Genomic DNA, 21,912 nt, shown 5'->3' with positions numbered 1-21,912 from the left:
CCCGGCGGAGGCCGGGGCCCAGTTGGGGGACGGCAGTAACGACGCACCGTCCTCCGTTACTCCGGACGTGCCAACTGGGCCCCGGCCTTCGCCGGGGTGGAGGTAATCTCACTGCGCTATCTACCGTTCCCCCGCGAAGGCGGGGGTCCAGAAGCCAAGGTCGCTAGCGGTACTTAGCTGGGCCCCCGCGTCCGCGGGGGAACACCGTTTGGGATGCGACGTCCGGCGAGCTTCAGGCGCCCGCCGCCTCCAGCTTTGCCCGCACTGCCGCGACTGCTTCCGCAGCCTTGTCGCCATCGGGGCCACCGCCTTGCGCCATGTCGGGGCGGCCGCCGCCGCCCTGCCCGCCTAGCGTGGCCACCGCGATCTTGAGCAGGTCTACCGCGTTATGGCTCGCTACCAGATCCGCCGTGACGCCTACCGCAACCGAGGCGCGGCCGTCGTTGATCGCTACCATCACCGCGATGCCCGAGCCGAGACGCTGCTTGGCTTCGTCGACCGCGCCGCGCAGGCCCTTGGCTTCGAAGTCGCTGAGCACCTGGCCGATGAACGCGACGCCGCCGACCTGTTCGGGGCCAGCCGCTTCGCCCGAACGACCGCCGCCAAGTGCCAGCGCCTTCTTCGCGTCGGCGAGTTCGCGTTCGAGGCGGCGGCGGTCTTCGAGCAAAGACGCGACACGCGCCGGGACCTCGTCGGGGGTCGACTTCAACACCGCCGCGGCTTCGCGCAGGCGATCGTCGCGGCTGGTCAGGTACGCGCGGGCCGCTTCCCCGGTCAGTGCCTCGACGCGACGGATGCCGCTGGAGACCGCGCCTTCGCCGACCACCTTGAACAGGCCGATATCGCCGAGCGCAGTGACGTGCGTGCCGCCACACAGCTCGATCGAATACGTCTTGCCGTCATCCTGCGAGCCCATCGACACGACGCGGACTTCGTCGCCGTATTTCTCGCCGAACAGCGCCATTGCGCCCATCGCGATCGCGTCGTCGGGAGTCATCAGCAGGGTCGTCACCGCGCCGTTGCCGCGGACCTGCGCGTTCACGTCGGCCTCGACCTGCGCGATGTCGGCGGGGGTCATCGCGACCGGCTGCGAGAAGTCGAAGCGCAGGCGGTCGGGTGCGACGAGGCTACCCTTCTGCGCGACGTGCGTGCCGAGACGCTCACGCAACGCTTCGTGCAGCAGGTGCGTCGCGGAGTGGTTGGCGCGAATCTGCGCGCGGCGGGCGACGTCGATCTGGAGCTTGACCGGGTCGCCGACCTTGATCTCGCCGGCGCTTACGATCGCATGGTGGACGAACACGCGGCCGAGTTGCTTCGACGTCTCGGTGACGTTCGCGCGCAGGCCACTGTCGTTGGAGATGTGGCCCGCGTCGCCGACCTGCCCGCCGCTCTCGCCATAGAAGGGTGTCTGGTTGACGACGATTGCTACCGTATCGCCGGTGGTGGCGTGGTCGACGCGCGCGCCGTCCTTGACCAGCGCGACAACCTCGCCCTCGCCCGTATCGGACGCGTAGCCGAGGAACTCCGTACCGCCGGTCTGCTCGACGATGTCGAACCAGATGTCGTCCGAGGCCTTCGCGCCCGAGCCCTTCCAGGCGGCGCGGGCGGCGCGCTTCTGCTCGGCCATCGCGGTGTCGAAGCCAGCGCGGTCGACCGCGATGTTGCGTTCGCGCAGCGCGTCCTCGGTCAGGTCGTACGGGAAGCCGTAGGTGTCGTAGAGCTTGAACGCGACGTCGCCGGCGAGCGTGCCATCGGTCATGTCCGCGGTCGCTTCGTCGAGCAGCTTCAGCCCCTTGTCGAGCGTCTGGCGAAAGCGCGTCTCCTCCTGCTGCAACGTCGCCTCGATCAGCGGGCGTGCGCGCGACAGTTCGGGATAGGCGGCGCCCATCTCGGTAACGAGCGCGGGGACCAGCCGGTGCATCAGCGGCTGCTTGGCGCCGAGGATGTGCGCGTGACGCATCGCGCGGCGCATGATCCGGCGCAGGACATAGCCGCGGCCCTCGCTCGCGGGCAGTACGCCGTCCGCGATGAGGAAGCCGGCGGTGCGCAGGTGATCGGCGATCACGCGGTGGCTGGCGGTGTTGGCGCCGTCAGTCGCGGTGTGCGTCAGCGCGCCCGAGGCTGCGATCAGCGCCTTGAACGTGTCGGTGTCGTAATTGTCGGTAACGCCCTGCATGACCGCCGCGATGCGCTCGAGCCCCATGCCTGTGTCGATCGACGGTTTCGGCAGGTTGCCGACGATCTCGGCATTCTCCTGCTCGTATTGCATGAACACGAGGTTCCAGATCTCGACGAAGCGATCGCCATCCTCGTCGGGGCTGCCGGGAGGGCCGCCGAAGATGTGGTCGCCGTGGTCGTAGAAGATCTCCGAGCACGGCCCGCACGGCCCGTTGTCACCCATCGACCAGAAATTGTCCTTGGTCGGGATCCGGATGATGCGGTGATCGGGGAGGCCGGCGATCTTCTTCCAGAGGTCGAACGCCTCGTCGTCGGTGTGGTAGACGGTGGCGGTCAGCTTGTCGGGTGACAGGCCCCATTCGCGCGTGAGCAAAGTCCAGGCGTGGACGATCGCCTGTTCCTTGAAATAATCGCCGAACGAGAAATTGCCGAGCATTTCGAAGAACGTGTGGTGGCGCGCGGTGTAGCCGACATTGTCGAGATCATTGTGCTTGCCGCCGGCGCGGACGCATTTCTGCGACGAGGTCGCGGTGGTGTAGGGGCGCGATTCGAGGCCGGTGAAGACGTTCTTGAACGGCACCATCCCCGCGTTGACGAACATCAGCGTCGGGTCGTTCTGCGGCACGAGCGGTGCGCTGGGCACGATCTGGTGCCCCTGCGATCCGAAATAGTCGAGGAAGCCGCGGCGGATGTCGTTCGTCGATGTCATGCGCGGGGACTTAGGCGAGCGGGGCGGTTCGCTCAAGTCGGGTGTGCGAGGAGGCTCGGACGTATCCACTTGGAACGAAGCACGCTTGTTTCCCCGCGAAGGCGGGGACCCAGACTGGGCTCCCGCCTTCGCGGGAGAACAAAGAAGCGGATGCGGCCGTTCGGGTCAGCGCGCACCACCCCGGCGGAGGCCGGGGCCCAATTGGAAAGGTGGAAATAATGGAGCGCAGTGCTTCGTTACCCTGGTCCCCCAATTGGGCCCCGGCCTTCGCCGGGGTGGTCGAGATTGGTGGCAGGCCAATCACGCACCGCCACACATATGCTCCGCATCCGGCAGCGTCCAAGACTCGTAGGTACGCAGATTGGTGGTCGTGTACCACTTGCCGCGCTGGTCGCCCGGCGGGCAGTGCGTCGGCAGCTTGGCGAGGCAGGTCATGACGCGGTCGCCGACGCGCGCGTGCTGGGCAGCCGCGACCTGATCATAAGAGACGCCGTAGACGCCGTTCTTCAGGGTGATGCTCGTTCCGGAGTCGGGAACCGGACGACCATTGTCTTCAAGCCGCTGGCTTACGAGGCTGACCGTCGTGAAGGCGCAGGTGCCGACGCGTATCGGCGGGCGCGGGGGCGTCGCCTTCTGACCGGGCGGCGCACTCGCCCCGAGCAACAGGATCATCGCGATAGCAGCGTGCGGCTTCATGTCGTCCCTTTCCTCAAAGCGGCGCGTCGAGCGACTTGGGCGGTTCGCTGAACCATTTCGGCCCGGCATCGGTCATATGGAAGCAATCCTCGATGCGCACACCGTATCTGCCAGGGATGTAGATGCCGGGTTCGTCGGAGAAGCACATCCCCGCCGCCAGCTTCGTCGCCTCGCCGCGGACGAGGTTGACCGGTTCGTGGCCGTCCATGCCGATGCCGTGGCCGGTCCGGTGCGACAGGCCGGGGAGCTTGTAGCCCGGCCCGTAGCCTAGCGTTTCATAATGCCGGCGGACGGCGTCATCGACGCTGCCCGCGGCTACACCGATCTTCGCGGCGGCGAACGCGATCTGCTGGCCGCGGGCGACCTGGTCCCAGGTCTTGCGCTGGTCAACGGTCGCCGCGCCGTGGACCCAGGTGCGCGATATGTCGGATTGATAGCCCTGCACGGTGCAGCCGCAGTCCATCAGCACGACCTGACCGTCGGCGACGCGGTGGATCTCGCGGCTGCCGTGCGGATAGGCGGACGCTTCGCCGATCAGCGCGAGCGCGAACTCGGGGGCGCCGCCAAGCTTGCGGGTCGCGGCGTTCATCAGCGCGCCGATCTCGGGGCCGGTCATGCCCTTCTCGACGCGCGGCTTGGTCCAGCGATACGCGGCGAGCGTGACCTCTGTCGCCGCCTGCATCAGCGCGATCTCGGCTGGAGTCTTGATCATCCGGCAGGCGCGGACGACGGGGTTGGCGGACACGATCTTCGCATCGGGCAGCACCCGCTGGAGACCGGCATAGGCGAAGTAGCGCACCTCCGCCTCCAGCCCGATCGGCCGCGTGGCGAGTTTCCGGTCGCGCAGGAACCCGGCGACTATGGTCAGCGGGTTCTCGTCCTCCTGCCAGACGCGCACCTCGGCGGGAACGGCGAGTGTCTCGCGCACCGATGGCTCTTCGAAGAACGGCGTGACGATGCACGGTTCGCCCTCGACCGGCAGGATCGCCAGCGTGAGCCGCTCGCTCGTGTGCCAGCGGACGCCGGTGAAGTAGATCATCGACGATCCGGGCTCGATCAGCACTGCGCCGATGCCCGCCGCCTTCATCAGCGATTGCGCGCGGACCAGCCGCGCGGCGCGTTCGGTGGCATCGATCGGCCTGGTCGCACCGGTGATGTCGGACAGCGCCGACAGGTCGGGCTCGGCGGCGCGGAGGATCGCCGTGGTCGACAGCAGCGGCGCCGCGATGGCGAGGCTCAGCAGGTCGCGGCGCGAGGGGCTGAAGGCGGGCTTGTGGCGTGCGGTCGACATTGCCGGACGATAGGGTCCTTGACCCGGGCGCCGCAATCCCCTTCCCTGTTCGCACTTCTCGGGAGCGATTAATGGCCAAGCGGCTAACCTATTACATCTTGTTCGGCCTCGTCGCGGGGATGGTCGTCGGCTGGGTCCTCAACGCCTCGATCGACAACGGCACGCCTGAATCCGCCGCGCAGTTGAAGGACATCGCGAGCTATTTCTCGATCGTGACGTCGCTGTTCCTGCGACTGATCAAGATGATCATCGCGCCGCTTGTGTTCTCGACCTTGGTCGTGGGCATCGCGCATATGGGGGATACCGGCGCGCTGGGGCGGGTCGGACTGCGCAGCCTCGGCTGGTTCATCTGCGCGAGCCTGTTGTCGCTCACTTTGGGCATGATCCTCGTCAACGTGTTGCAGCCGGGGGTCGGCCTTGAACTCGCGATCCCGCCGGCGACCGCGTCGAGCGGGGTCGATGCCGCGGCGTTCGATCTCGCCAAGTTCATCTCGCATATCGTGCCGGATTCGATGATCGCGGCGATGGCGAGCAACGAGATTTTGCAGATCGTCGTGTTCTCCGTCTTCGTCGGCGTCGCGATTACCGCGGTCGGCGAGAAGGCCGCGCCGCTGGTCAAGGCGATAGAAGCGCTGGTCGCGGTGATGCTCCAGATCACCAACTACGTGATGCGGTTCGCGCCGTTCGCGGTGTTCGCGGCGGTGACCGCGACGCTGGCTGAACGGGGGCCGACCATCCTCGGGCAGCTGGGCTATTTCATGCTGACCTTCTATATCGGCCTTGCGCTGCTGTGGGCGATGCTGATCGGGATCGCGTTCCTGCTGATCGGGCCGCGGACGCGGTTGCTGGTGCGGTATATCCGCGATCCGCTGATCCTGGCGTTCTCGGCGGCATCGTCCGAGGCGGCATATCCGCGGACGCTGGAGGCGCTCGACCGGTTCGGCGTGCCGCCGCGGATCGCGAGCTTCGTGCTGCCGCTGGGCTATTCGTTCAATCTCGACGGGTCGATGATGTACATGACGTTCGCGTCGCTGTTCATCGCGCAGGCGTACGGCATCCACATGCCGATCGGGCAGCAGATCGCGATGCTGCTGGTGCTGATGGTGACGTCGAAGGGGATTGCGGGGGTCCCTCGCGCGTCGCTGGTGGTGATCGCGGGGACGCTGTCGATGTTCAAGATCCCGGAGGCGGGGATTTTGCTGATCCTGGCGGTGGATCACTTCCTCGACATGGGGCGGTCGGCGACCAACGTGATCGGCAATGCGGTGGCGGCGACCGTGGTCGCGAAATGGGAGGGCGGGCTCGACGAGCGCGAGCCGGCCGATCGGGATTTCCCGCATGCGCCGACCGGGCATGGGCCGAAGGTGGATGTGGATAGTTATGAGAAGATCGGGCCGGGGCAGGCCTGAGGTCGAGTGGCGATGTCGGGTCGATGACGTCCCAAAAACTTCCTTTTACGCTGGCGGTTTAATATAGAAGTACCGCCCCGGCGAAGGCCGGGGTCCAGTTGGGGGGACGTCGGTGATAACCGTAGCGCCCCGTTATTTCGACCTTTCCAACTGGGCCCCGGCCTTCGCCGGGGTGGTGTTCAGGGGAAGGTTGCGTTCTCAGCCTCGATGCGGTTTTTTGATCCGCAGCCCTCAAGCGTAGGCGTAGGGTCCGCCCTTCTTGAGGCCAGCCTGATACGCGGGTCGTGCGTGGACCTTTGCCAGCCAGGCGATCGTCGCGGGGCGGGACTCGTTCAGTCCACCGCGGCTCCGCGCCGCCTCCAACGGAAAGCTCATCATGATGTCGGCGGCGGTCATCTCCGCACCCGCGAACCAGGGGCGCTGCGACAGTTCGGATTCGACATAGTCGAGGTGGACGTCGATCATCGGCTGGATCTTCTTCACCGCCACCTTGCCCATGAGCGGGATGCGCGCGAGGACGAGCTTCAAGAGCAGTGGCGGCATCATCGAACCTTCCGCATAATGCAGCCAGAAACGGTAGCGGAGCGCATCGGCGCGGTTCGCGGGGGCGCCAAGCTTGCCGTCCGCCTTGTCGACCAAATATTCGACGATTGCGCCGGTTTCGGCGACTACCTGACCGTCGTCCTCGATCACCGGCGACTTCCCGAGCGGATGCACCTTCTTGAGTTCGGGCGGGGCGAGCATGGTCTGCGTGTTCCGCTCGTAGCGCTTGATTTCGTAGGGGAGGTCAAGTTCCTCGAGCATCCACAGGATCCGCTGCGATCGCGAGTTTTCGAGGTGGTGGACGATGATCATGCGGGCTCCCCTGTTTTATTCGGCCGATTTGCGCGCGGTCCAGATCCAGGCGGCGGCGGGGAATTCCACCGTGTCGCCGTTTCGGTACCGGTCGCAGACCTGGGTGAGACGCGCGATGTGGCGCTCGCGTTCCTCGGGGGCGGCGTCGCGAATTGCGGATGCGGCGGGGCCAATGCGGCGAAAATAGTCGACTGCGTCGGTTACGGGGTCGGCGGCCTCGCCTGCGCGGTAGGTGAAGTCGACGCGTCGGGGTAGTACAGCATGCCAGCCTGAGTTTTGCAGGATCGCGGCGACATGGCTTGGGTCAGCAAAGGCGAATGGGCCGGGCGAGGTGGACACCGGAGCGTCTGCGTCGCCGCCGGTTGCAGTGACGATCTCGGTGGCCCAGCGGTTTGCGGTGCGTTCGGCGAAACAGGAGAAGACGAGCGCGGCGTCGGGGGCGGCGGCTTCGGCGAGCGTGGCGAAGGCGGCGATGGGATCGGCGAAGAACATGACGCCGTGGCGCGAGACGTAGAGGTCTGTTGGGGCGTGGTTCGGGGCGGCGATGGTGATGTCGGCGCATTCGAAGCAGGCGTTGGTTTGGGTTTCGCTGCGGTGCTTGGCGATCTCGATCAGATTTGGCGAGAGATCGATGCCGGTTATGGTCGCGTTCGGAAGGGCATGCGCCGTGGCGAGCGTGGTCGCGCCAGCGCCGCAGCCTATGTCGATGATCTTGCGGGTTTGGGGAACGGCGGCGGCGAGGATCGCGGCGTTGAGGCGCGGCGTCAGGTTGGTGAAGCTGCGGTCGGTTCGGCGCCATTCCTCGGCCCAGACGTCGCCTATTCTACCGGTCCAGTCGTAGGCGGTGGTCATGGGTCGGGGTGCCTCATGGTCGGATCGGGGGCGGCGGTTTGGAGTGAAGTATAGGAAGTATAGACGCTCGCGAGGGTTTAGCGTTGGGTATTTGGACGCTTCGCCGCGACTGTTGCGCTATTTTTCCGCGGCAGTCTGCGCTTTCTTGTTTCCCCGCGAAGGCGGGGATCCAGACTGGGCTCCCGCCTTCGCGGGAGAACAAGGTGGCGGGGGTTGTTGATCGGTAGGAGCAGCCACCACGGCGGAAGCCGGGCCCAGTTGAGGGATGATCGTAACGAAAGATCGCGCTTCGTTATTGCCACCTTTCCAATTGGGCCCCGGCCTTCGCCGGGGTGGAGTGTTGGGGAGCGGCGGTGCGGTGCCTACGTAGAAATCCGATGTCGGTGCGAAGCCGATGCTGACGCCGATGCAATCCCGTTGCCGCCACGCCGCCTGCACCATCCGCCGCATGCCCTCACCTCCCATTGCGAGGGCAATGGGCCCCTCCCTCTCCCCCTTAGGAAAAAGGAGGAGGAGCCTTATGCGTCGTCTTCGGCGTCGGGGCCGGCCATCATTTCCTCGGCGACCTTGTCGGTGCGCGCGCGGATCTGCTTCTCGAGACGGTCGGCGGTTTCGGGGTTGTCCTTGAGGAAGGTCTTCGAGTTCTCACGACCCTGACCGAGACGGACGCTGTCATAGCTGAACCACGCGCCCGACTTCTCGACCAGCCCGGCCTTCACGCCGAGATCGAGGATCTCGCCGAGCTTGGAGACGCCCTGCCCGTACATAATGTCGAACTCGACCTGCTTGAACGGCGGGGCGACCTTGTTCTTGACGACCTTTACGCGCGTCTGGTTGCCGGTGACCTCTTCGCCCGCCTTGATCGCGCCGATACGGCGGATGTCGAGGCGGACCGAGGCGTAGAACTTCAGCGCGTTGCCGCCCGTCGTCGTTTCCGGATTGCCGTACATGACGCCGATCTTCATGCGGAGCTGGTTGATGAAGATCACCATGCAGCGCGAACGGCTGATCGAGCCGGTGAGCTTGCGCAACGACTGCGACATCAGGCGCGCCTGGAGACCCACATGGCTGTCGCCCATCTCGCCCTCGATTTCGGCGCGCGGCACGAGGGCTGCAACCGAATCGACCACGAGCACGTCGATCGCGTTCGAGCGGACCAGCGTGTCGACGATCTCGAGCGCCTGCTCGCCGGTGTCTGGCTGCGACACGATCAGCTCGTCGATGTTGACGCCGAGCTTCTTGGCGTAGACCGGGTCGAGCGCGTGCTCGGCATCGACGAACGCCGCGGTGCCGCCGCCCTTCTGCGCTTCGGCGATCACGTGGAGCGCGAGCGTGGTCTTGCCCGAGCTTTCCGGACCGTAGATCTCGATCACGCGGCCGCGCGGCAGGCCGCCGACGCCGAGTGCGATATCGAGCCCGAGCGAGCCGGTCGAGATGACCTCGACCTGCATGGTTTCCTTCGAGCCCAGGCGCATCGCCGAGCCCTTGCCGAACGCGCGGTCGATCTGCGCGAGCGCGGCGTCGAGCGCCTTCTGGCGGTCGTTGGTTGCGGTTGCCATGCCGGTGTCGATCACTTTCAGATTAGCGGCCATTGATAAGCTCCCATCGCTAAAGCAAGCGCGCGTGCCATTCAACGCTTCAAACACCATGTATTCTCTTTGTTCTTCCGGAACAAGAGCGGAACATCGGGTTTGTGGGAAAAGACAGGCGCGCTTCGGTCCTGCCGGACCCGTTCCGACATCTACCCCGTCCGCATACGCAGCCAGCGTGGGTTCGCGGCGGGGTGGATGCGGAACGACTCCGGCATGAGGGTTGGGTTCGGCAGAGTCTGGTCGATATCGGTTCGAGTTGATGCAGAGGTGGCATGGATCGCCCCCTGTACGGTGTCGAGAACGCATCGTACGCATGGAGCCGTTTGCGGCTCTGATCCTGACTTTTGTCAGTATGCCGGGGCTTGGGGGCGTTGATCCGTATACGGGTTTTTGGCGGAACTCAGGCAAGCTTCGTTGCGAGTGTCCACCAGCCTTGTGTCTTGGCCGCGGTTGCCGCGACGTCTCTCGCTTCGACAGAGTCGAAGAGGGCGAAGCAGGTGGCGCCGGAGCCGGACATTCTCGACAGGAGGACGCCTTCTGCTGCGTCGAGGAGCGTGCGGACTTCGGCTATGACGGGCGCGAGCGCCTGCGCGGGGGGTTCGAGGTCGTTGCGGCCGCCTTTCGCGCGGTCGAGCAGGTCGCCTTTGGGGATCGGGCCTCGATCCTGGCCGTCCCAGGCGTTGAAAACCGCGGCTGTGGAGACAGCTACGCCCGGGTTGACGAGCAGGAGCGGCTTGCCGGTTAGGCCTTCGAGGTTGGTCAGGGTGTCGCCTTTCCCGGTGCCGAGCGTGGTGCGGTTGGCCAGGCAGGCGGGGACGTCCGCACCGAGCTTTGCGGCGATTTCGTGGAGGCGGGGGTCGGTTGGAGCGACGGCGTGGAGGCGGGCTAGCGCGCGCAGGGTGGCGGCGGCGTCGGCCGAGCCTCCGCCTATGCCCGAGGCGATCGGGAGGTGCTTTTCGAGGGTCAGCGCGTGGTAGGTGTTCGGCGCGAATGTGGCGGTGAAGGCGTCGGCTGCGGCGGTTACGAGATTGCCGTTCCAGGGGGCGTTGCCCGGGGTGGCGTTTGGTGCATCAGTGTCGGCTCCCAACTGGGCCCCGGCCTTCGCCGGGGTGGTGGTTTGGGGTGGGATAAGTGCGGCTGCGAAGGGGCCGGTTATGGTGAAGCTGTTGGTTTGGGCGGGTTCTACCGTGACGAGGTCGCCGTCGGTGGCGAAGGCGAAGAGGGTTTCGAGCTCGTGATAGCCGTCGGGGCGACGGTGGCGGACGTGGAGTGCCAGGTTGATTTTCGCTGGGGCGGATTCTGTGGTGGCGGGCATCGTGTGTCTCGGGTTTGGGCTCGGCGTTGCAGGGCGGCTTAGCCACAAACCGCCCGTCATCCCAGCGGACGCTGGGATCTCGTGGTTTGGCGGGCGTTGCGTACCTCGTGGGAGACCCCAGCTTTCGCTGGGGTGACGGCCTGGGGCATGGAGCGTGGGGCGTGACAGTGTGCGACGTGACGATGCGGGCGTGTCGGTGCCGGCGTGTCGTCGTTGGAGTGGCGGCGTAGCTTGGACGAAAGCGTTTTTGCTGGCGGCGGGCGTCGATCGGGGGGATCGTTGGCGTTGCAGGGCGGCTTGGCCACGAACCGCCCGTCATCCCAGCGGACGCTGGGATCTCGTGGTTTGGCGGGCGTTGCGTGCCTCGTGGGAGACCCAAGCTTTCGCTGGAGTGACGGGTGTTGGGAGGAGGCGGCTGATCGGGACTTCGGTGACGCGTCACCCTCACCCTTCCCACATCTTCGGTACGAGCCCCTCCCTGTCCCGGTAGGAGAAGGAGATTATCTGCGGGCGTTGGCCGGGAGGCCGCCTGCGATCTTGGCGGTTAGGCGGGCGGTTTCTGTTGGTTCGGCGGTCAGGAGCGCGGCGCGCCAGGCGTAGCGCGCTTCGTATTGACGGCCGACGCTCCAATAGGCGTCGCCGAGGTGGTCGGCGATCTCAGCGTTGGTCGGGTCGGCTTGCGATGCGCGATCGAGCAGGGGCAGCGCGCGGGCGGTGTCGCCGGAGAGGTGGTAGGCCCAGCCCAGCGAGTCGGTGATCGAGGCGTTGGTCGGATCGAGGCGGGTGGCACGTTCGAGCAGCTTGATCGAGCCGGGTAAGTCGTCGCCGTGCTCGACTTGCGCGAAGCCAAGGTAGTTCAGCGCGAGTGGTTGGGCGGGGCCGCGGGCGACAGCTTTTTGGAGTGCGTCGCGGGCTTCGGGCCAGCGGTCGGCCTGATCGAGCGCGCCGCCATATTGCAGCCACGCCCCCCAAGTGCCGCCCTTGTCACCGTCGGCGGCGATGATGCGCTGGTACCAGATGGCGGCTTCGGCAGGGTTCCCGGTGGTGACGAGCAGATCGGCATAGCGTTGCCAATCGGCGGGCGCGGCGCCCTGCTGGTCGACGCGGTTCTTGGCGGCGGCGAGGGCTTCGCCGTCGCGGTCGGCGTTGGCGAGGATGTCGATGCGTTCGGCGGCTGCGGCTGCGGCGAACGGGCTTTTCAGGTCGATCTCGTCGAGGACGGCGAGCGCGGGGTCGACGATCTTGATGCGGGCCAGCGCGTCGGCGAGGAGGATGCGGGCGCGGTCATAGCTTGGGTCGGCGCGCAGGGCGGCTTGCGTCAAGGCGATCGAGAGCGGCGAAGGCTCACCGGCAGCGAGGTCGCTGGCGAGGCGGGCCAGCAGGTGCGACACGCCGCTCGCGAGCGGTTGCCTGGGCGGTGCGGCGGCGATCAGCGCGCGCGTTTCGGTGGCGAAGCGGTTGGCGACGGGATCCTTCGCGGCGGTAGCGAGCGAGGGTTCCGGGTCGCGACCTTCGGCCTGCGCGACCCAAGCGTAGAGCGAGGGCGCGAGGACTACGAGTGGACCGGTGGAGAGCGTGGCGATGGCAGTGCTCGCGGCCTTCGTGTCGCCCTTGCGCGCAGCGTCGGCGAGCGGGAAGAGCGCGGCATCTGCGGGCGCTACGCCGGCCTTGGTCAGCACAGCGGCGGCGCGCGTCGCGAGCGACATATCCCCGGCCTTGAGCGCCTCGCGGTAGGCGCGGATCGCGACGATGGGATCGTCGGGCGAGGCCGCGAGTACCTTGGCATAGCTGGCGGCAGCGAGATCCGGTCGCCCTGCGGCGTCCGCAGCACGAGCCTTCAGATAGGCGGAGAGATCACCCGTTCCCGCCGTGGCGGGAGCCGCCGCGACGAGACCTAGTGCGAGAAACAGACGCTTACATGTTGGGATAATTCGGGCCTCCGCCGCCCTCGGGTACGACCCAGTTGATGTTCTGGGTGGGGTCCTTGATGTCGCAGGTCTTGCAGTGGACGCAGTTCTGCGCGTTGATGACGAACTTTGGATCGCCCTCTTCGACGCCCACCACCTCGTAAACGCCGGCTGGGCAATAGCGTTGCGCGGGCTCGTCGTACATCGGCAGGTTGTACGAGATAGGTACCGCCGGATCCTTGAGCGTCAGGTGGACCGGCTGGTCCTCCTCGTGGTTGGTGTTCGAGATGAACACCGACGAAAGGCGATCGAACGTCAGCACGCCGTCCGACTTGGGGTAGACGATCGGCTTGACGAGGTCCTTGCGCCAGAGGCTCTCATGGTCAGGATGGTGGTGCATCGTGAAGGGCACCTTGATCCCCAGATGTTCGAGCCACATCGTGATGCCGGCGAGGCCCGAACCGATCAGGTCGCCGAACTTCTTGACCAGCGGCACGACGTTGCGGACGACCGAGAGCTCCTTCTTCACCCATGATTTCTCGAACGCCTCGGGATAGGCGGCGAGTTCGTCGTGGCCGCGCTGCGAGACGATCGCCTCGACCGCGGCTTCGGCGGCCATCATGCCGGACTTCATCGCGGTATGCGTGCCCTTGATGCGGGGCACGTTGAGGAAGCCGGCGCTGTCGCCGATAAGGGCGGCGCCGGGCATGACGAGCTTGGGGATCGACTGCAGCCCGCCGTCGCTGATCGCGCGCGCGCCGTAGCTGACGCGCTTGGCGCCCTTGAGGAGCGCGGCGATCTCGGGATGCGTCTTCCAGCGCTGCATCTCGTGGAACGGCGAGAGATGCGGGTTGGTGTAGTTCAGCCACGTGACGAAGCCGATCGAGACCTGGCCGTTCGCCTGGTGATAGATCCAGCCGCCGCCGTTCGAGCCTTCGGTTTCCGTCAGCGGCCAGCCCTGCGTGTGGATGACGCGGCCGGGGACGTGGAGTTCGGGATCGATATCCCACAGTTCCTTGATGCCGAGGCCGTAGACCTGCGGATCGCTGTCCTTGTCGAGCGCGAAATTGCGGATCAGTTCCTTCGTCAGGTGACCGCGGCAGCCTTCGGAAAAGAAGGTGTACTTCGCGTGGAGTTCGAGGCCGGGGGTGTAGTCGCCCTTGTGCGTGCCGTCGCGCGCGACACCCATGTCGCCGGTCGCGACGCCCTTCACCGAGCCGTCGTCGTTGAACAGGATTTCCGCCGCGGCGAAACCCGGGAAGATCTCGACGCCGAGCTCCTCCGCCTTGCCCGCGAGCCAGCGGCACAGATTGCCGAGCGAGCCGGTGTACGTGCCCTTGTTGTGCATGAACGAGGGCGTGACGAAGTGCGGCATCTCGCTCTTCTTCGTCTTGGTGAGGATCCAGTGGTGGTTCTCGGTCACCGGGACTTCGGCGAGCGGGCAGCCGTCCTCGCGCCAGTTCGGCAGCAGCTCGTCGAGGCTCTTGGGATCGATGACCGCGCCGGACAGGATATGGGCGCCGACCTCGGAGCCCTTTTCGAGCACGCAGACGCTGATTTCGGCGTCCTTCTCCGCGGCCAGCTGTTTAAGGCGGATCGCTGCCGAGAGACCGGCCGGGCCAGCGCCGACGATCACCACGTCGTACGGCATCGATTCACGTGTCGTCATCATCGTCTCCCGGGGGATGTCCCCTCTTGCCTCAGCTCATGCCCCACCCTTCGTTCGGGCTCGGGCCGGCACCATCTTGTCCAATATGGCGATTGCGCGAGTTGACCGCCACGTCAACCGTGCAGCATAGGTTACCCTGTGGGGGCGGACCAAACCATCGACTGGCGAAATACAGCGGCGAGTGCGCTCGACTGGTGGCACGAGGCTGGCGTCGACACGCTGGTCGACGACGTTCCGCGCGATTGGTTCGCGACGCCGGAGCCGCTTGTCGTGCCTGCCACGACGCCGGTTGCGCCAGTCGTCGCGCCGTCTGCAATGCCGCTTCTGCTTGCCGATTTCCTCAACTGGCGGCGTGGTGCAGAGGTTCCCGAAGCGGACTGGAGCGGGGTTTCGCTGACGGCGATCGGCCCGGCTGACGCTACGGTCATGGTACTTGTCGATTGCCCCGACCGCGACGACGGCCCCGATAATGGTGGGGCGGGCGCGTTGCTGAGCGGGGCGTCGGGGCGGTTGCTCGACAAGATGCTCGCCGCGATCGGTTTGACGCGGGACGAAGTGCACCTTGCCGCGGTCTGCGCGAAACGGCCAACTGCGGGGCGGATCCACAGCGATGTCGAGGAGCGGCTCGCGGAAATCGCCAAGCATCACATCGGGTTGGTGGCGCCGCAGCGGTTGCTCCTGCTGGGCAATGCGGCGAGCCGTGCCATCCTCGGGATGGAATTACAGGCGGCGCGCGGGCGTTTACACGGGTTTAACCATAAGACCGCACAAACGGGTACTGGTTCCACGGCTGTGGTCGCGAGCTTCCATCCGCGGTTCTTGATCGAGAAGCCGGCGGCCAAGGCCGAGGCCTGGAAGGATTTGCAGATGCTGATGGGCGGACAGATGTCGCAAAAGGGCGCGGAATGATTCGGACTCTGGCTATCGTATTGGGCTTGAGCGCCCTCCCCCTCCCTGCGCTCGCGGCAACCGCTGCGGGCGAGCCCGGCGGCGATGCTCGGCTCGGAACGACGCAGCTGGTCGGCGCGCCGACGCTGGAGCAGATTCCGGACCAGCTCGATGCGGGCCAGCGCGAGGCGTACAAGATCGTGTTCGCGGCGATTCGCGACGGCAAGTGGACCGACGCGCAGATCCAGCTCGACACGATGAAGCCCGGCCCGCTGCACGCCATCGCGCGCGCCGAGATGTATACTGCCAAGGGTTCGCCCAAGGTCGAGATGGAGCCCTTGGTAGCGTTGCTGAACGAGGCGCCCGAGCTCCCCGAGGCCGAGCAGATCTCGCGGCTCGCCTCGATGCGCGGTGCGGTCGGCCTGCCCCCGCTGCCGGTCGCGCAGCGGCTGATCTGGCAGGATGGCGCGCCGCGTCGCGTCCGCGCGAAAAGCCTGAAGGGCGACATGATCGCCGCCGATCTCGCGCTGAAGATGCAGCCCTACGTCAAGGCCGACATGGGCCGCGAGGCGCAGTCGCTGTTGGATAGCACGCCCGGTCTCACCGCCGAGGCGCTGACCGAGTGGCAGCAGAAGATCGCGTGGATCTATTTTCTCCAAGGCGACGACGTGAACGCGCGCGTGATGGCGGCGAAGGCGCAGGACGGCGTCGGCGACTGGGCAGTGCAGGGCCGCTGGGTCGGCGCGCTGTCGGCATGGCGGCAGAATGACTGTGCGAATGCCGAGAGCGGGTTCGAGGGCGTCGCGGCGCGCGCGGGCGATGTCGATCTTCGGGCGGCGGCTTTGTACTGGGCGTCGCGCGCAGACATGGTGTGCTCGCGCCCCGACAAGATCGAGGGTCGACTGAAGGCGGCGGCGCAGTTCGGCGAGAGCTTCTACGGCCAGCTCGCGCGCCAGCAATTGGCGATGAAGGACAAGGGCACGTCGGTCGGCGGGCTGGTCGCGAGCGACTGGAAGGTCGTCGGCAAACGCCCCAACGTGCGCGTCGCAGCCGCACTGGTCGAGGTCGGCGAGACCGATCTGGCCGATACCGTCATTCGCCAGCAGGCCAAGATCGGCGACCCGCGCGAGTTCGGCAACCTGGTCCGCGTCGCCGATGCGCTCAGCCTGCCGGCGACGACCGTGTTCCTCGCGCACAACTGCCCGCAGGGAATCACCTCGACCGCCGAGGCACGCTATCCGACGCCGAACTGGACGCCCGACAGCGGCTGGCACATCGACAAGGCGCTGGTCTACGCGCACACGCTCGAGGAATCGCGGTTCCGCAACACCGTGAAGAGCCCGGCCGGTGCGTATGGCCTGATGCAGATCATGCCCGCCGCCGCGACCGACTTCGCGCGCGAGCGTGGCACGTCGATCGACATGAAGGCGCTGACCAAGCCGTCGACCAACATGGATATCGGCCAGCGTCATCTCGAGCGGCTGCGCGACATGGCGGGCGTGACCGGTGGGCTGCTGCCCAAGGTGATCGCGGCGTACAACGCGGGTCCCCGCCCGGTCGGCGACTGGAACGCGATCGTCCGCGATAACGGCGATCCGCTGATGTATATCGAGAGCATCCCGTATTGGGAAACGCGCGGCTACGTGACCACCGTGCTGCGCAACTACTGGATGTACGAGGCGCAGGGCGGCAAGAAGGCGTCGACCAGCCGCAACGCGCTGGCGCAGGGCATGTGGCCGCGCTTCCCCGGCCTTCCGGGTGCGACCGCGGTGCGGATGGCGGCCAAGCCGTACACGCAATACCAGGCCAGCACGGCGCCCTTGAATGCCACGGTCGCGGTGAACGCCAGCGTCGGACCACGCTCCACCACCGTCACGCGCGCGGATTGAGTTTATGCCGATCGACGAAAGCCGGATTTTCCTGCCGGTCCGTATCGCCGTGCTCACCGTGTCGGATACGCGCGGGCTGGCGGAAGATCGCTCGGGCGATACCCTCGTCGCGCGACTGACCGAGGCAGGTCATGCGCTCGCCGATCGCCGGATCGAGAAGGACGATGTCGAGACGATCGTCTCGCGTCTTCACGCCTGGATCGGCGATCCCGAGGTCGATTGCGTAATCACCACCGGCGGCACCGGCGTGACCGGGCGCGACGTGACACCGGAAGCGGTCGAGCAGGTTGCCGAGAAGATGATCCCCGGCTTCGGCGAGCTCTTCCGCATGCTGAGCTACCAGACGATCGGCACGTCGACGATCCAGTCGCGCGCGTGCGCCTGCGTGTCGCACGGCACCTACATATTCGCGCTGCCCGGCTCGACGGGTGCGGTGAAGGACGGCTGGGACGGCATCCTGCGCGACCAACTCGACAGCCGACACCGCCCCTGCAATTTTGTCGAACTCATGCCTCGCCTGCTGGAGCGCTAATACGCCCTTGGCATCGTTGCCCGCTTTGCTCAGCGGTTGTTGCGTATTCCGTTTATAACCGTTTTATCACGACGAATTCCGCAAGGCGGACGCTTTCCGAAGTTCCGTTGCAAACGATTCGCCAAGTCCGGCTTGTTCGGCCAGCGATTTTAACGCGGTGCCCTCATCGTTCCGCATGCTCGATCCCAAATAAGTGGATCGCCAATACGCGCCCACCTTTGAGGGCAGCTTCAACGGCGGCGCGAAGTTGGTTTGCTAGATCGCTCATTGCTCACGCTACCATACCCGCCCGCGGCGATCCCTTTTTCGCGCTACTCATGAACAGGGCGACGGCACGCCGCTCATTGCCGCGAGCGATCGCGAACGCCGCTGAGAGCGAATATAGGTGAGGACGACGCGCCCTAGGCGCAAAGCAATCCACGCCACAAAAATGGAGTTTCCGCCAAAATCTGGCAGGATCTCAGCTCGGCGGCGCACTACCCAAATGCGGCGGTTGAAGAAAAGAAACCTGCGATTACAAGAGCCTTTGTCGGCTGTAGCACTGTATTACTAAACTGGCACACCAAGTGCATTGGTCGAGATACCGCCCGTCCGGGCGCTTCGCACCAACCACAAGGACGTTACCATGCCATCGATCATCCGGAAGAGCCTCTTCGCTGCTGCCGCCCTCGCCGGCGCTGCGCCCATGCTCGCAGCGCCCGTGTTCGCAGCGCCAAGCGACGCACCGCAGACGGTCTCGCTGAAGTATGACGCGAAGACAGGGAAATATTGCCTGACAGAACCCGCCGCCACCGGTTCACATATCGATCGGATCACCTGTCAGACGTCGGCGCGGTGGTCTGCCCAGGGATTCGGCATGCCGAAGACCGTCAAACTCGCGGCGAAGTGATCCGCCTGATCGTTTGGACGGGACGCCACCATATCGGTGCCGTCTCGTCCGTGACGCCTCCGTTATCGACCCAGCTGCGATCGTTCCGACTCGGCATCCTGTGACAGCCTCCCCCGTCTGAACAGCAAAAGGGGGATGGGTGATGCCGACATGGAATTTGGGGCTCGACACGTTGCGGGTACAGAACGCCGACGAGGATAACTGGCTGTCCGACGGCGACGAAGTGTACATGGTCGTGATCGCGTTCCGCTCGAAACTGGGTGTGCCGGGATCGACTCAGACCTGGACCAACCCGTGGGCGAGCTACGACTGGGCCAAACACGTCAAGCAGGGCGCAGTGCGGCATATCCCCGACAATATCGGTCGTGTCGGCTTCGACAACGTCACCAAATTCGGGTTCGCCGAGTTCACTGCGGCGCGCAAACCCGGCGCCGATCCCGGGCTGAAACCGGAAATCCTCGGCATCGTCAGCCTCGCCTTCGAAAGCGACAGCACGTCTTGGTCCGCAATGCACGGGATCATCGACAAGGCCGCGCCCGCCGTGAGGGCCGAGTTGGAAAAGATCATCGCCAACGACATGACGCCGCTCGACAAGCTGACCGCGCAGCAGATGAGCGACAAGCTGAAAAGTTCGGCGAACACCATCAAGGATGCGATCACGCCGTCGCTGCTGGGCAAGATCGGACTGTTCCTGTCGTCGGGATCGGATCCTGACGACCTGATCGACTACGGGATCAACTGGTACACCAACTTCGATCCCGATCTGGTAATCTGCTTCCAAGGGCTGAAGGAAGCCAAGGACGCGCACGATAGCGGCAAGCCCGCACCCGCCGATCATTCGCGCGCCGCCATACTCGCGCGCGCCGGATTGCATCCGCTCGATCCAGGCGGATTCCAGAACCAGTACGACAAGTCCGGCGTCGCCTATCTGGTCGACGGGTCGCTACGACGCGGATGATCAGACGTGCCGCGATCGTCGCGCGGTCGCGGCACGTCAGGCCTTGGCGGCGTGGATCAGATCGACGAGCTGCTTATTGATTGAGGCACCATGCAGATGCAGATGAACCGCGTCATACCCTTCGCGTCGCAGTCTCTGGCGCAGATCGTTGACCGAGTCGCATTGGCCCGATCGTGCCAGCTCGAATGCGCGTTCCACCGTGGTGATCTGTCCCGTCATGCCCCTGCCCTACGCGCTATCCGAACGCGCGGCGAGTGATCATTCTTACCAGTGCCAAGTCCCTCGAAAACGGATGAAAAATGATAGATCCATGTTAGGATCGATGAAATCTGACGCGCTTGGATCTACTGCGTTTGTTCTTGTTACGTTCAGTGCACGCGTCTAGCGTCCGCGCATGATCAAGGCCCGACCCGTCCGCGGCGCGACGCTCAACAGAGAAAGCCAGCGTTTCAACCTGCCGCAGACCGAGGCGGACGGCGACTGGCTCGACATGCGCGAGGGTATCGACGGGATCGCGCCGAAGCTTCGTACGACGGTGACAGTAGAGACACCGCGGACGATCATCAGCCGCAACGCCTCGCCCGACGTGCCGTTCGACCGATCGATCAATCCGTATCGGGGATGCGAACATGGCTGCATCTATTGTTTCGCGCGGCCAAGCCATGCATTTCACGATCTGTCGCCGGGGCTGGATTTCGAGAGCAAGTTGTTCGCCAAGCCGTCCGCGGCGGCGCTGTTGCGCGCGGAACTGTCGAAGCCGGGCTATGCCGTCGCGCCGATGGCGCTCGGAACCAATACGGATCCGTACCAGCCGATCGAAAGCGACTGGCGTATCACCCGCGGTATCATCGAGATCCTGGCGGAGACGGATCATCCGTTGACCATCACCACCAAGTCGGACCGCGTGGTGCGCGATATCGACCTGCTCGCGCCGATGGCGGCAAAGGGACTGGCGGCGGTGGCGATGTCGATCACATCGCTCGATCCAAAGGTCGCATCGACCGTCGAGCCGCGCGCGCCGCATCCGGAACGGCGGCTGGCGGCGGTGCGCAAGCTCGCCGATGCCGGCGTGCCGGTGTACGTGTCGATCGCGCCGGTGATCCCGGCAATTACCGATCACGAGATCGAGCATTTGATCGCGCGCGCGGCACAGGCCGGGGCAACCCGCGCGTTTTTCATTCCCGTGCGCCTGCCGCATGAGGTGGCGCCCTTGTTCCGTGCATGGCTCGACGAGCATTTTCCGGACCGCGCGGGAAAGGTGATGGCGACAATCGCATCCTTGCGCGGCGGGAAGGATAATGATCCGAACTTTTTCACGCGGATGAAGGGGCAAGGTCCGTGGGCCGAGTTGCTGGGGACGCGGTTCCGGATCGCGTGCGCGAAACACGGGCTCAATCAGGAGCGGATCGCGTTGCGCAACGACCTGTTTCGGGCGCCCAGGGGGCCGCAGGGCGAGTTGTTCTGATCCCGATTTCGAAGATCGGTGCGCGGCGGTGAGGATAGCGGCGTTCCAGCATGCGCCGGTGTTCGACGATGCGGCGAGCGTCGTCGCGCGCGTCGTCGCCGATCTGTCGCGCGCGAACATGCGAGGGGTGGACCTTGCCGTGTTTCCGGAATGCCATCTGCTGGGACATAGCTACGACTCCGCGACGATCGCGGCGCGCGCCATCGATGTTGAAGACGAACGGTGGCGGGCGGTGTTCGCGCAGCTCGCGCCGGTTGCCGCCACGGTGATCCTCGGCAGTTTCGAGCGTCGGCCGGACGGTATCACGAACTGCGCGCTGGTGATCGAACGCGGCCGAATTGTCGGACGCTATGCCAAGCGCCATCCGAACGAACCGGGCGTTGTGGCAGGCATCGTCAGCCCGGTCTTCGCCTGCGCCGGAGTGCGGTATGGGATCAACATCTGCAACGATGCCAACTATCCCAAGGCCGCGGGAAAACTCGCCGATCAGGGTGCGAGAGTGATCTGCTATCCGCTCAACAATATGCTGTCGCCGGATACCGCTGCACGCTGGCGTGGGCGAAGCATCGGGAATTTGCGCGCGCGGGCGGAGGAGACGGGATGCTGGATCGTGTCCGCCGACGTCACTGGGTCGCATGGCGCACTGCTGAGTCTTGGCTGCACGATGATCGTGCGTCCCGACGGCACGATCGCGGCACGGGTTGACGAGGGCGTCGAGGGTGTCGCGATCTACGACGTGCCGTAACTACACGGTGAGCGATCACTGCGGACGGTGAAGGTCGAGAAGGCGTGACAGGGAACCGCGACTTGCGCTCGTC

At 65.7% G+C, this 21,912-nt stretch carries 19 protein-coding genes; 8 read left to right on the top strand and 11 right to left on the bottom strand.

Going from position 1 to position 21,912, the window contains the following annotated elements; all coding sequences use genetic code 11:
- Positions 1 to 232 precede the first annotated feature (232 nt).
- The 3 genes from alaS to AC3D24_RS17805 all read right to left on the bottom strand — a co-directional run bounded on the left by alaS (position 233) and on the right by AC3D24_RS17805 (position 4,874).
- The gene (gene alaS / locus AC3D24_RS17815) at positions 233 to 2,887 is read right to left on the bottom strand and encodes an alanine--tRNA ligase (RefSeq protein ID WP_489032447.1); all 2,655 of its coding nucleotides are present in this window, start codon (positions 2,885 to 2,887) and stop codon (positions 233 to 235) included.
- 300 nt (positions 2,888 to 3,187) lie between these two features.
- Positions 3,188 to 3,583, bottom strand: coding sequence for a hypothetical protein (locus AC3D24_RS17810; protein WP_489032446.1), 396 nt, complete (start codon positions 3,581 to 3,583; stop codon positions 3,188 to 3,190).
- A gap of 13 nt (positions 3,584 to 3,596) precedes the next feature.
- Entirely contained in the window at positions 3,597 to 4,874 is a 1,278-nt protein-coding gene (locus AC3D24_RS17805; RefSeq protein ID WP_489032445.1) for a M24 family metallopeptidase, read from the bottom strand.
- Between the two features lie 71 nt (positions 4,875 to 4,945).
- Here AC3D24_RS17805 and AC3D24_RS17800 point away from each other — a divergent pair, with 71 nt between their 5' ends.
- The gene (locus AC3D24_RS17800; RefSeq protein WP_489032444.1) at positions 4,946 to 6,283 is read left to right on the top strand and encodes a dicarboxylate/amino acid:cation symporter; all 1,338 of its coding nucleotides are present in this window, start codon (positions 4,946 to 4,948) and stop codon (positions 6,281 to 6,283) included.
- Positions 6,284 to 6,514: 231 nt separating this feature from the next.
- Here AC3D24_RS17800 and AC3D24_RS17795 read toward each other — a convergent pair whose 3' ends face one another.
- The 6 genes from AC3D24_RS17795 to AC3D24_RS17770 all read right to left on the bottom strand — a co-directional run bounded on the left by AC3D24_RS17795 (position 6,515) and on the right by AC3D24_RS17770 (position 14,473).
- Positions 6,515 to 7,138, bottom strand: a complete 624-nt coding sequence (locus tag AC3D24_RS17795; RefSeq protein WP_489032443.1) for a glutathione S-transferase family protein — start codon at positions 7,136 to 7,138, stop codon at positions 6,515 to 6,517.
- Positions 7,139 to 7,153: 15 nt separating this feature from the next.
- Positions 7,154 to 7,990, bottom strand: a complete 837-nt coding sequence (locus AC3D24_RS17790) for a class I SAM-dependent methyltransferase (protein WP_489032442.1) — start codon at positions 7,988 to 7,990, stop codon at positions 7,154 to 7,156.
- A 518-nt stretch (positions 7,991 to 8,508) separates the two neighbouring features.
- Positions 8,509 to 9,582: a recombinase RecA gene (recA, locus tag AC3D24_RS17785; RefSeq protein ID WP_128455473.1), complete on the bottom strand. Its 1,074-nt coding sequence runs from the start codon at positions 9,580 to 9,582 to the stop codon at positions 8,509 to 8,511.
- A 400-nt stretch (positions 9,583 to 9,982) separates the two neighbouring features.
- On the bottom strand, positions 9,983 to 10,897 hold the full coding sequence (locus AC3D24_RS17780; protein ID WP_489032441.1) for a 4-(cytidine 5'-diphospho)-2-C-methyl-D-erythritol kinase: 915 nt from the start codon (positions 10,895 to 10,897) through the stop codon (positions 9,983 to 9,985).
- Between the two features lie 500 nt (positions 10,898 to 11,397).
- Positions 11,398 to 12,603 carry a tetratricopeptide repeat protein gene (locus tag AC3D24_RS17775; protein ID WP_489032440.1) on the bottom strand — a complete coding sequence of 402 codons (1,206 nt, stop codon included), beginning with the start codon at positions 12,601 to 12,603 and terminating at the stop codon, positions 11,398 to 11,400.
- Positions 12,604 to 12,811: 208 nt separating this feature from the next.
- Positions 12,812 to 14,473 carry an electron transfer flavoprotein-ubiquinone oxidoreductase gene (locus AC3D24_RS17770; RefSeq protein WP_489032439.1) on the bottom strand — a complete coding sequence of 554 codons (1,662 nt, stop codon included), beginning with the start codon at positions 14,471 to 14,473 and terminating at the stop codon, positions 12,812 to 12,814.
- 138 nt (positions 14,474 to 14,611) lie between these two features.
- On the opposite strand from AC3D24_RS17770, the gene AC3D24_RS17765 reads away from it, so the two are divergent.
- The 3 genes from AC3D24_RS17765 to moaB are packed head-to-tail and all read left to right on the top strand — an operon-like array spanning position 14,612 to position 17,782.
- A complete protein-coding gene (locus tag AC3D24_RS17765) occupies positions 14,612 to 15,382 on the top strand; it encodes a uracil-DNA glycosylase (protein ID WP_489032438.1) in 771 nt (256 codons plus the stop codon).
- Positions 15,379 to 17,250: a lytic transglycosylase domain-containing protein gene (locus tag AC3D24_RS17760; RefSeq protein ID WP_489032437.1), complete on the top strand. Its 1,872-nt coding sequence runs from the start codon at positions 15,379 to 15,381 to the stop codon at positions 17,248 to 17,250. The genes AC3D24_RS17765 and AC3D24_RS17760 overlap by 4 nt, the downstream gene beginning before the upstream one ends.
- Before the next feature lie 4 nt (positions 17,251 to 17,254).
- Positions 17,255 to 17,782, top strand: coding sequence for a molybdenum cofactor biosynthesis protein B (moaB, locus tag AC3D24_RS17755; protein ID WP_489032436.1), 528 nt, complete (start codon positions 17,255 to 17,257; stop codon positions 17,780 to 17,782).
- A gap of 163 nt (positions 17,783 to 17,945) precedes the next feature.
- On the opposite strand, the gene AC3D24_RS17750 is transcribed toward moaB, so the two are convergent.
- The gene (locus AC3D24_RS17750) at positions 17,946 to 18,050 is read right to left on the bottom strand and encodes an HTH-like domain-containing protein (RefSeq protein WP_489032435.1); all 105 of its coding nucleotides are present in this window, start codon (positions 18,048 to 18,050) and stop codon (positions 17,946 to 17,948) included.
- A gap of 357 nt (positions 18,051 to 18,407) precedes the next feature.
- Between AC3D24_RS17750 and AC3D24_RS17745 the strand changes: the two genes are divergently transcribed.
- Together AC3D24_RS17745 and AC3D24_RS17740 are read left to right on the top strand one after the other, a co-directional pair.
- The gene (locus tag AC3D24_RS17745) at positions 18,408 to 18,671 is read left to right on the top strand and encodes a hypothetical protein (RefSeq protein ID WP_489032434.1); all 264 of its coding nucleotides are present in this window, start codon (positions 18,408 to 18,410) and stop codon (positions 18,669 to 18,671) included.
- Between the two features lie 142 nt (positions 18,672 to 18,813).
- On the top strand, positions 18,814 to 19,629 hold the full coding sequence (locus AC3D24_RS17740) for a hypothetical protein (RefSeq protein WP_489032433.1): 816 nt from the start codon (positions 18,814 to 18,816) through the stop codon (positions 19,627 to 19,629).
- Positions 19,630 to 19,665: 36 nt separating this feature from the next.
- Here AC3D24_RS17740 and AC3D24_RS17735 read toward each other — a convergent pair whose 3' ends face one another.
- Complete coding sequence (locus AC3D24_RS17735) at positions 19,666 to 19,848, bottom strand: hypothetical protein (protein ID WP_489032432.1); 183 nt, start codon at positions 19,846 to 19,848, stop codon at positions 19,666 to 19,668.
- A 175-nt stretch (positions 19,849 to 20,023) separates the two neighbouring features.
- On the opposite strand from AC3D24_RS17735, the gene AC3D24_RS17730 reads away from it, so the two are divergent.
- The gene (locus AC3D24_RS17730; protein WP_489032431.1) at positions 20,024 to 21,094 is read left to right on the top strand and encodes a PA0069 family radical SAM protein; all 1,071 of its coding nucleotides are present in this window, start codon (positions 20,024 to 20,026) and stop codon (positions 21,092 to 21,094) included.
- Positions 21,095 to 21,122: 28 nt separating this feature from the next.
- Complete coding sequence (locus tag AC3D24_RS17725; protein ID WP_489032430.1) at positions 21,123 to 21,839, top strand: carbon-nitrogen hydrolase family protein; 717 nt, start codon at positions 21,123 to 21,125, stop codon at positions 21,837 to 21,839.
- The last annotated feature ends 73 nt before the right edge of the window (positions 21,840 to 21,912 follow it).

The sequence above is a fragment of the Sphingomonas sp. SL1004 genome (assembly GCF_057815015.1).
Note: the sequence above shows the minus strand (reverse complement) of the source record. Positions and strands in the feature narration are given on the sequence as shown.

Excerpts from the sequence above, each read along its gene's own strand:
- alaS (WP_489032447.1), bottom strand. The coding sequence starts at position 2,887 with ATGACATCGACGAACGACATCCGCCGCGGCTTCCTCGACTATTTCGGA.
- AC3D24_RS17810 (WP_489032446.1), bottom strand. The coding sequence starts at position 3,583 with ATGAAGCCGCACGCTGCTATCGCGATGATCCTGTTGCTCGGGGCGAGT.
- AC3D24_RS17805 (WP_489032445.1), bottom strand. The coding sequence starts at position 4,874 with ATGTCGACCGCACGCCACAAGCCCGCCTTCAGCCCCTCGCGCCGCGAC.
- AC3D24_RS17800 (WP_489032444.1), top strand. The coding sequence starts at position 4,946 with ATGGCCAAGCGGCTAACCTATTACATCTTGTTCGGCCTCGTCGCGGGG.
- AC3D24_RS17795 (WP_489032443.1), bottom strand. The coding sequence starts at position 7,138 with ATGATCATCGTCCACCACCTCGAAAACTCGCGATCGCAGCGGATCCTG.
- AC3D24_RS17790 (WP_489032442.1), bottom strand. The coding sequence starts at position 7,990 with ATGACCACCGCCTACGACTGGACCGGTAGAATAGGCGACGTCTGGGCC.
- recA (WP_128455473.1), bottom strand. The coding sequence starts at position 9,582 with ATGGCCGCTAATCTGAAAGTGATCGACACCGGCATGGCAACCGCAACC.
- AC3D24_RS17780 (WP_489032441.1), bottom strand. The coding sequence starts at position 10,897 with ATGCCCGCCACCACAGAATCCGCCCCAGCGAAAATCAACCTGGCACTC.
- AC3D24_RS17775 (WP_489032440.1), bottom strand. The coding sequence starts at position 12,603 with ATGTCGCTCGCGACGCGCGCCGCCGCTGTGCTGACCAAGGCCGGCGTA.
- AC3D24_RS17770 (WP_489032439.1), bottom strand. The coding sequence starts at position 14,473 with ATGACGACACGTGAATCGATGCCGTACGACGTGGTGATCGTCGGCGCT.
- AC3D24_RS17760 (WP_489032437.1), top strand. The coding sequence starts at position 15,379 with ATGATTCGGACTCTGGCTATCGTATTGGGCTTGAGCGCCCTCCCCCTC.
- moaB (WP_489032436.1), top strand. The coding sequence starts at position 17,255 with ATGCCGATCGACGAAAGCCGGATTTTCCTGCCGGTCCGTATCGCCGTG.
- AC3D24_RS17750 (WP_489032435.1), bottom strand. The coding sequence starts at position 18,050 with ATGAGCGATCTAGCAAACCAACTTCGCGCCGCCGTTGAAGCTGCCCTC.
- AC3D24_RS17745 (WP_489032434.1), top strand. The coding sequence starts at position 18,408 with ATGCCATCGATCATCCGGAAGAGCCTCTTCGCTGCTGCCGCCCTCGCC.
- AC3D24_RS17740 (WP_489032433.1), top strand. The coding sequence starts at position 18,814 with ATGCCGACATGGAATTTGGGGCTCGACACGTTGCGGGTACAGAACGCC.
- AC3D24_RS17735 (WP_489032432.1), bottom strand. The coding sequence starts at position 19,848 with ATGACGGGACAGATCACCACGGTGGAACGCGCATTCGAGCTGGCACGA.
- AC3D24_RS17730 (WP_489032431.1), top strand. The coding sequence starts at position 20,024 with ATGATCAAGGCCCGACCCGTCCGCGGCGCGACGCTCAACAGAGAAAGC.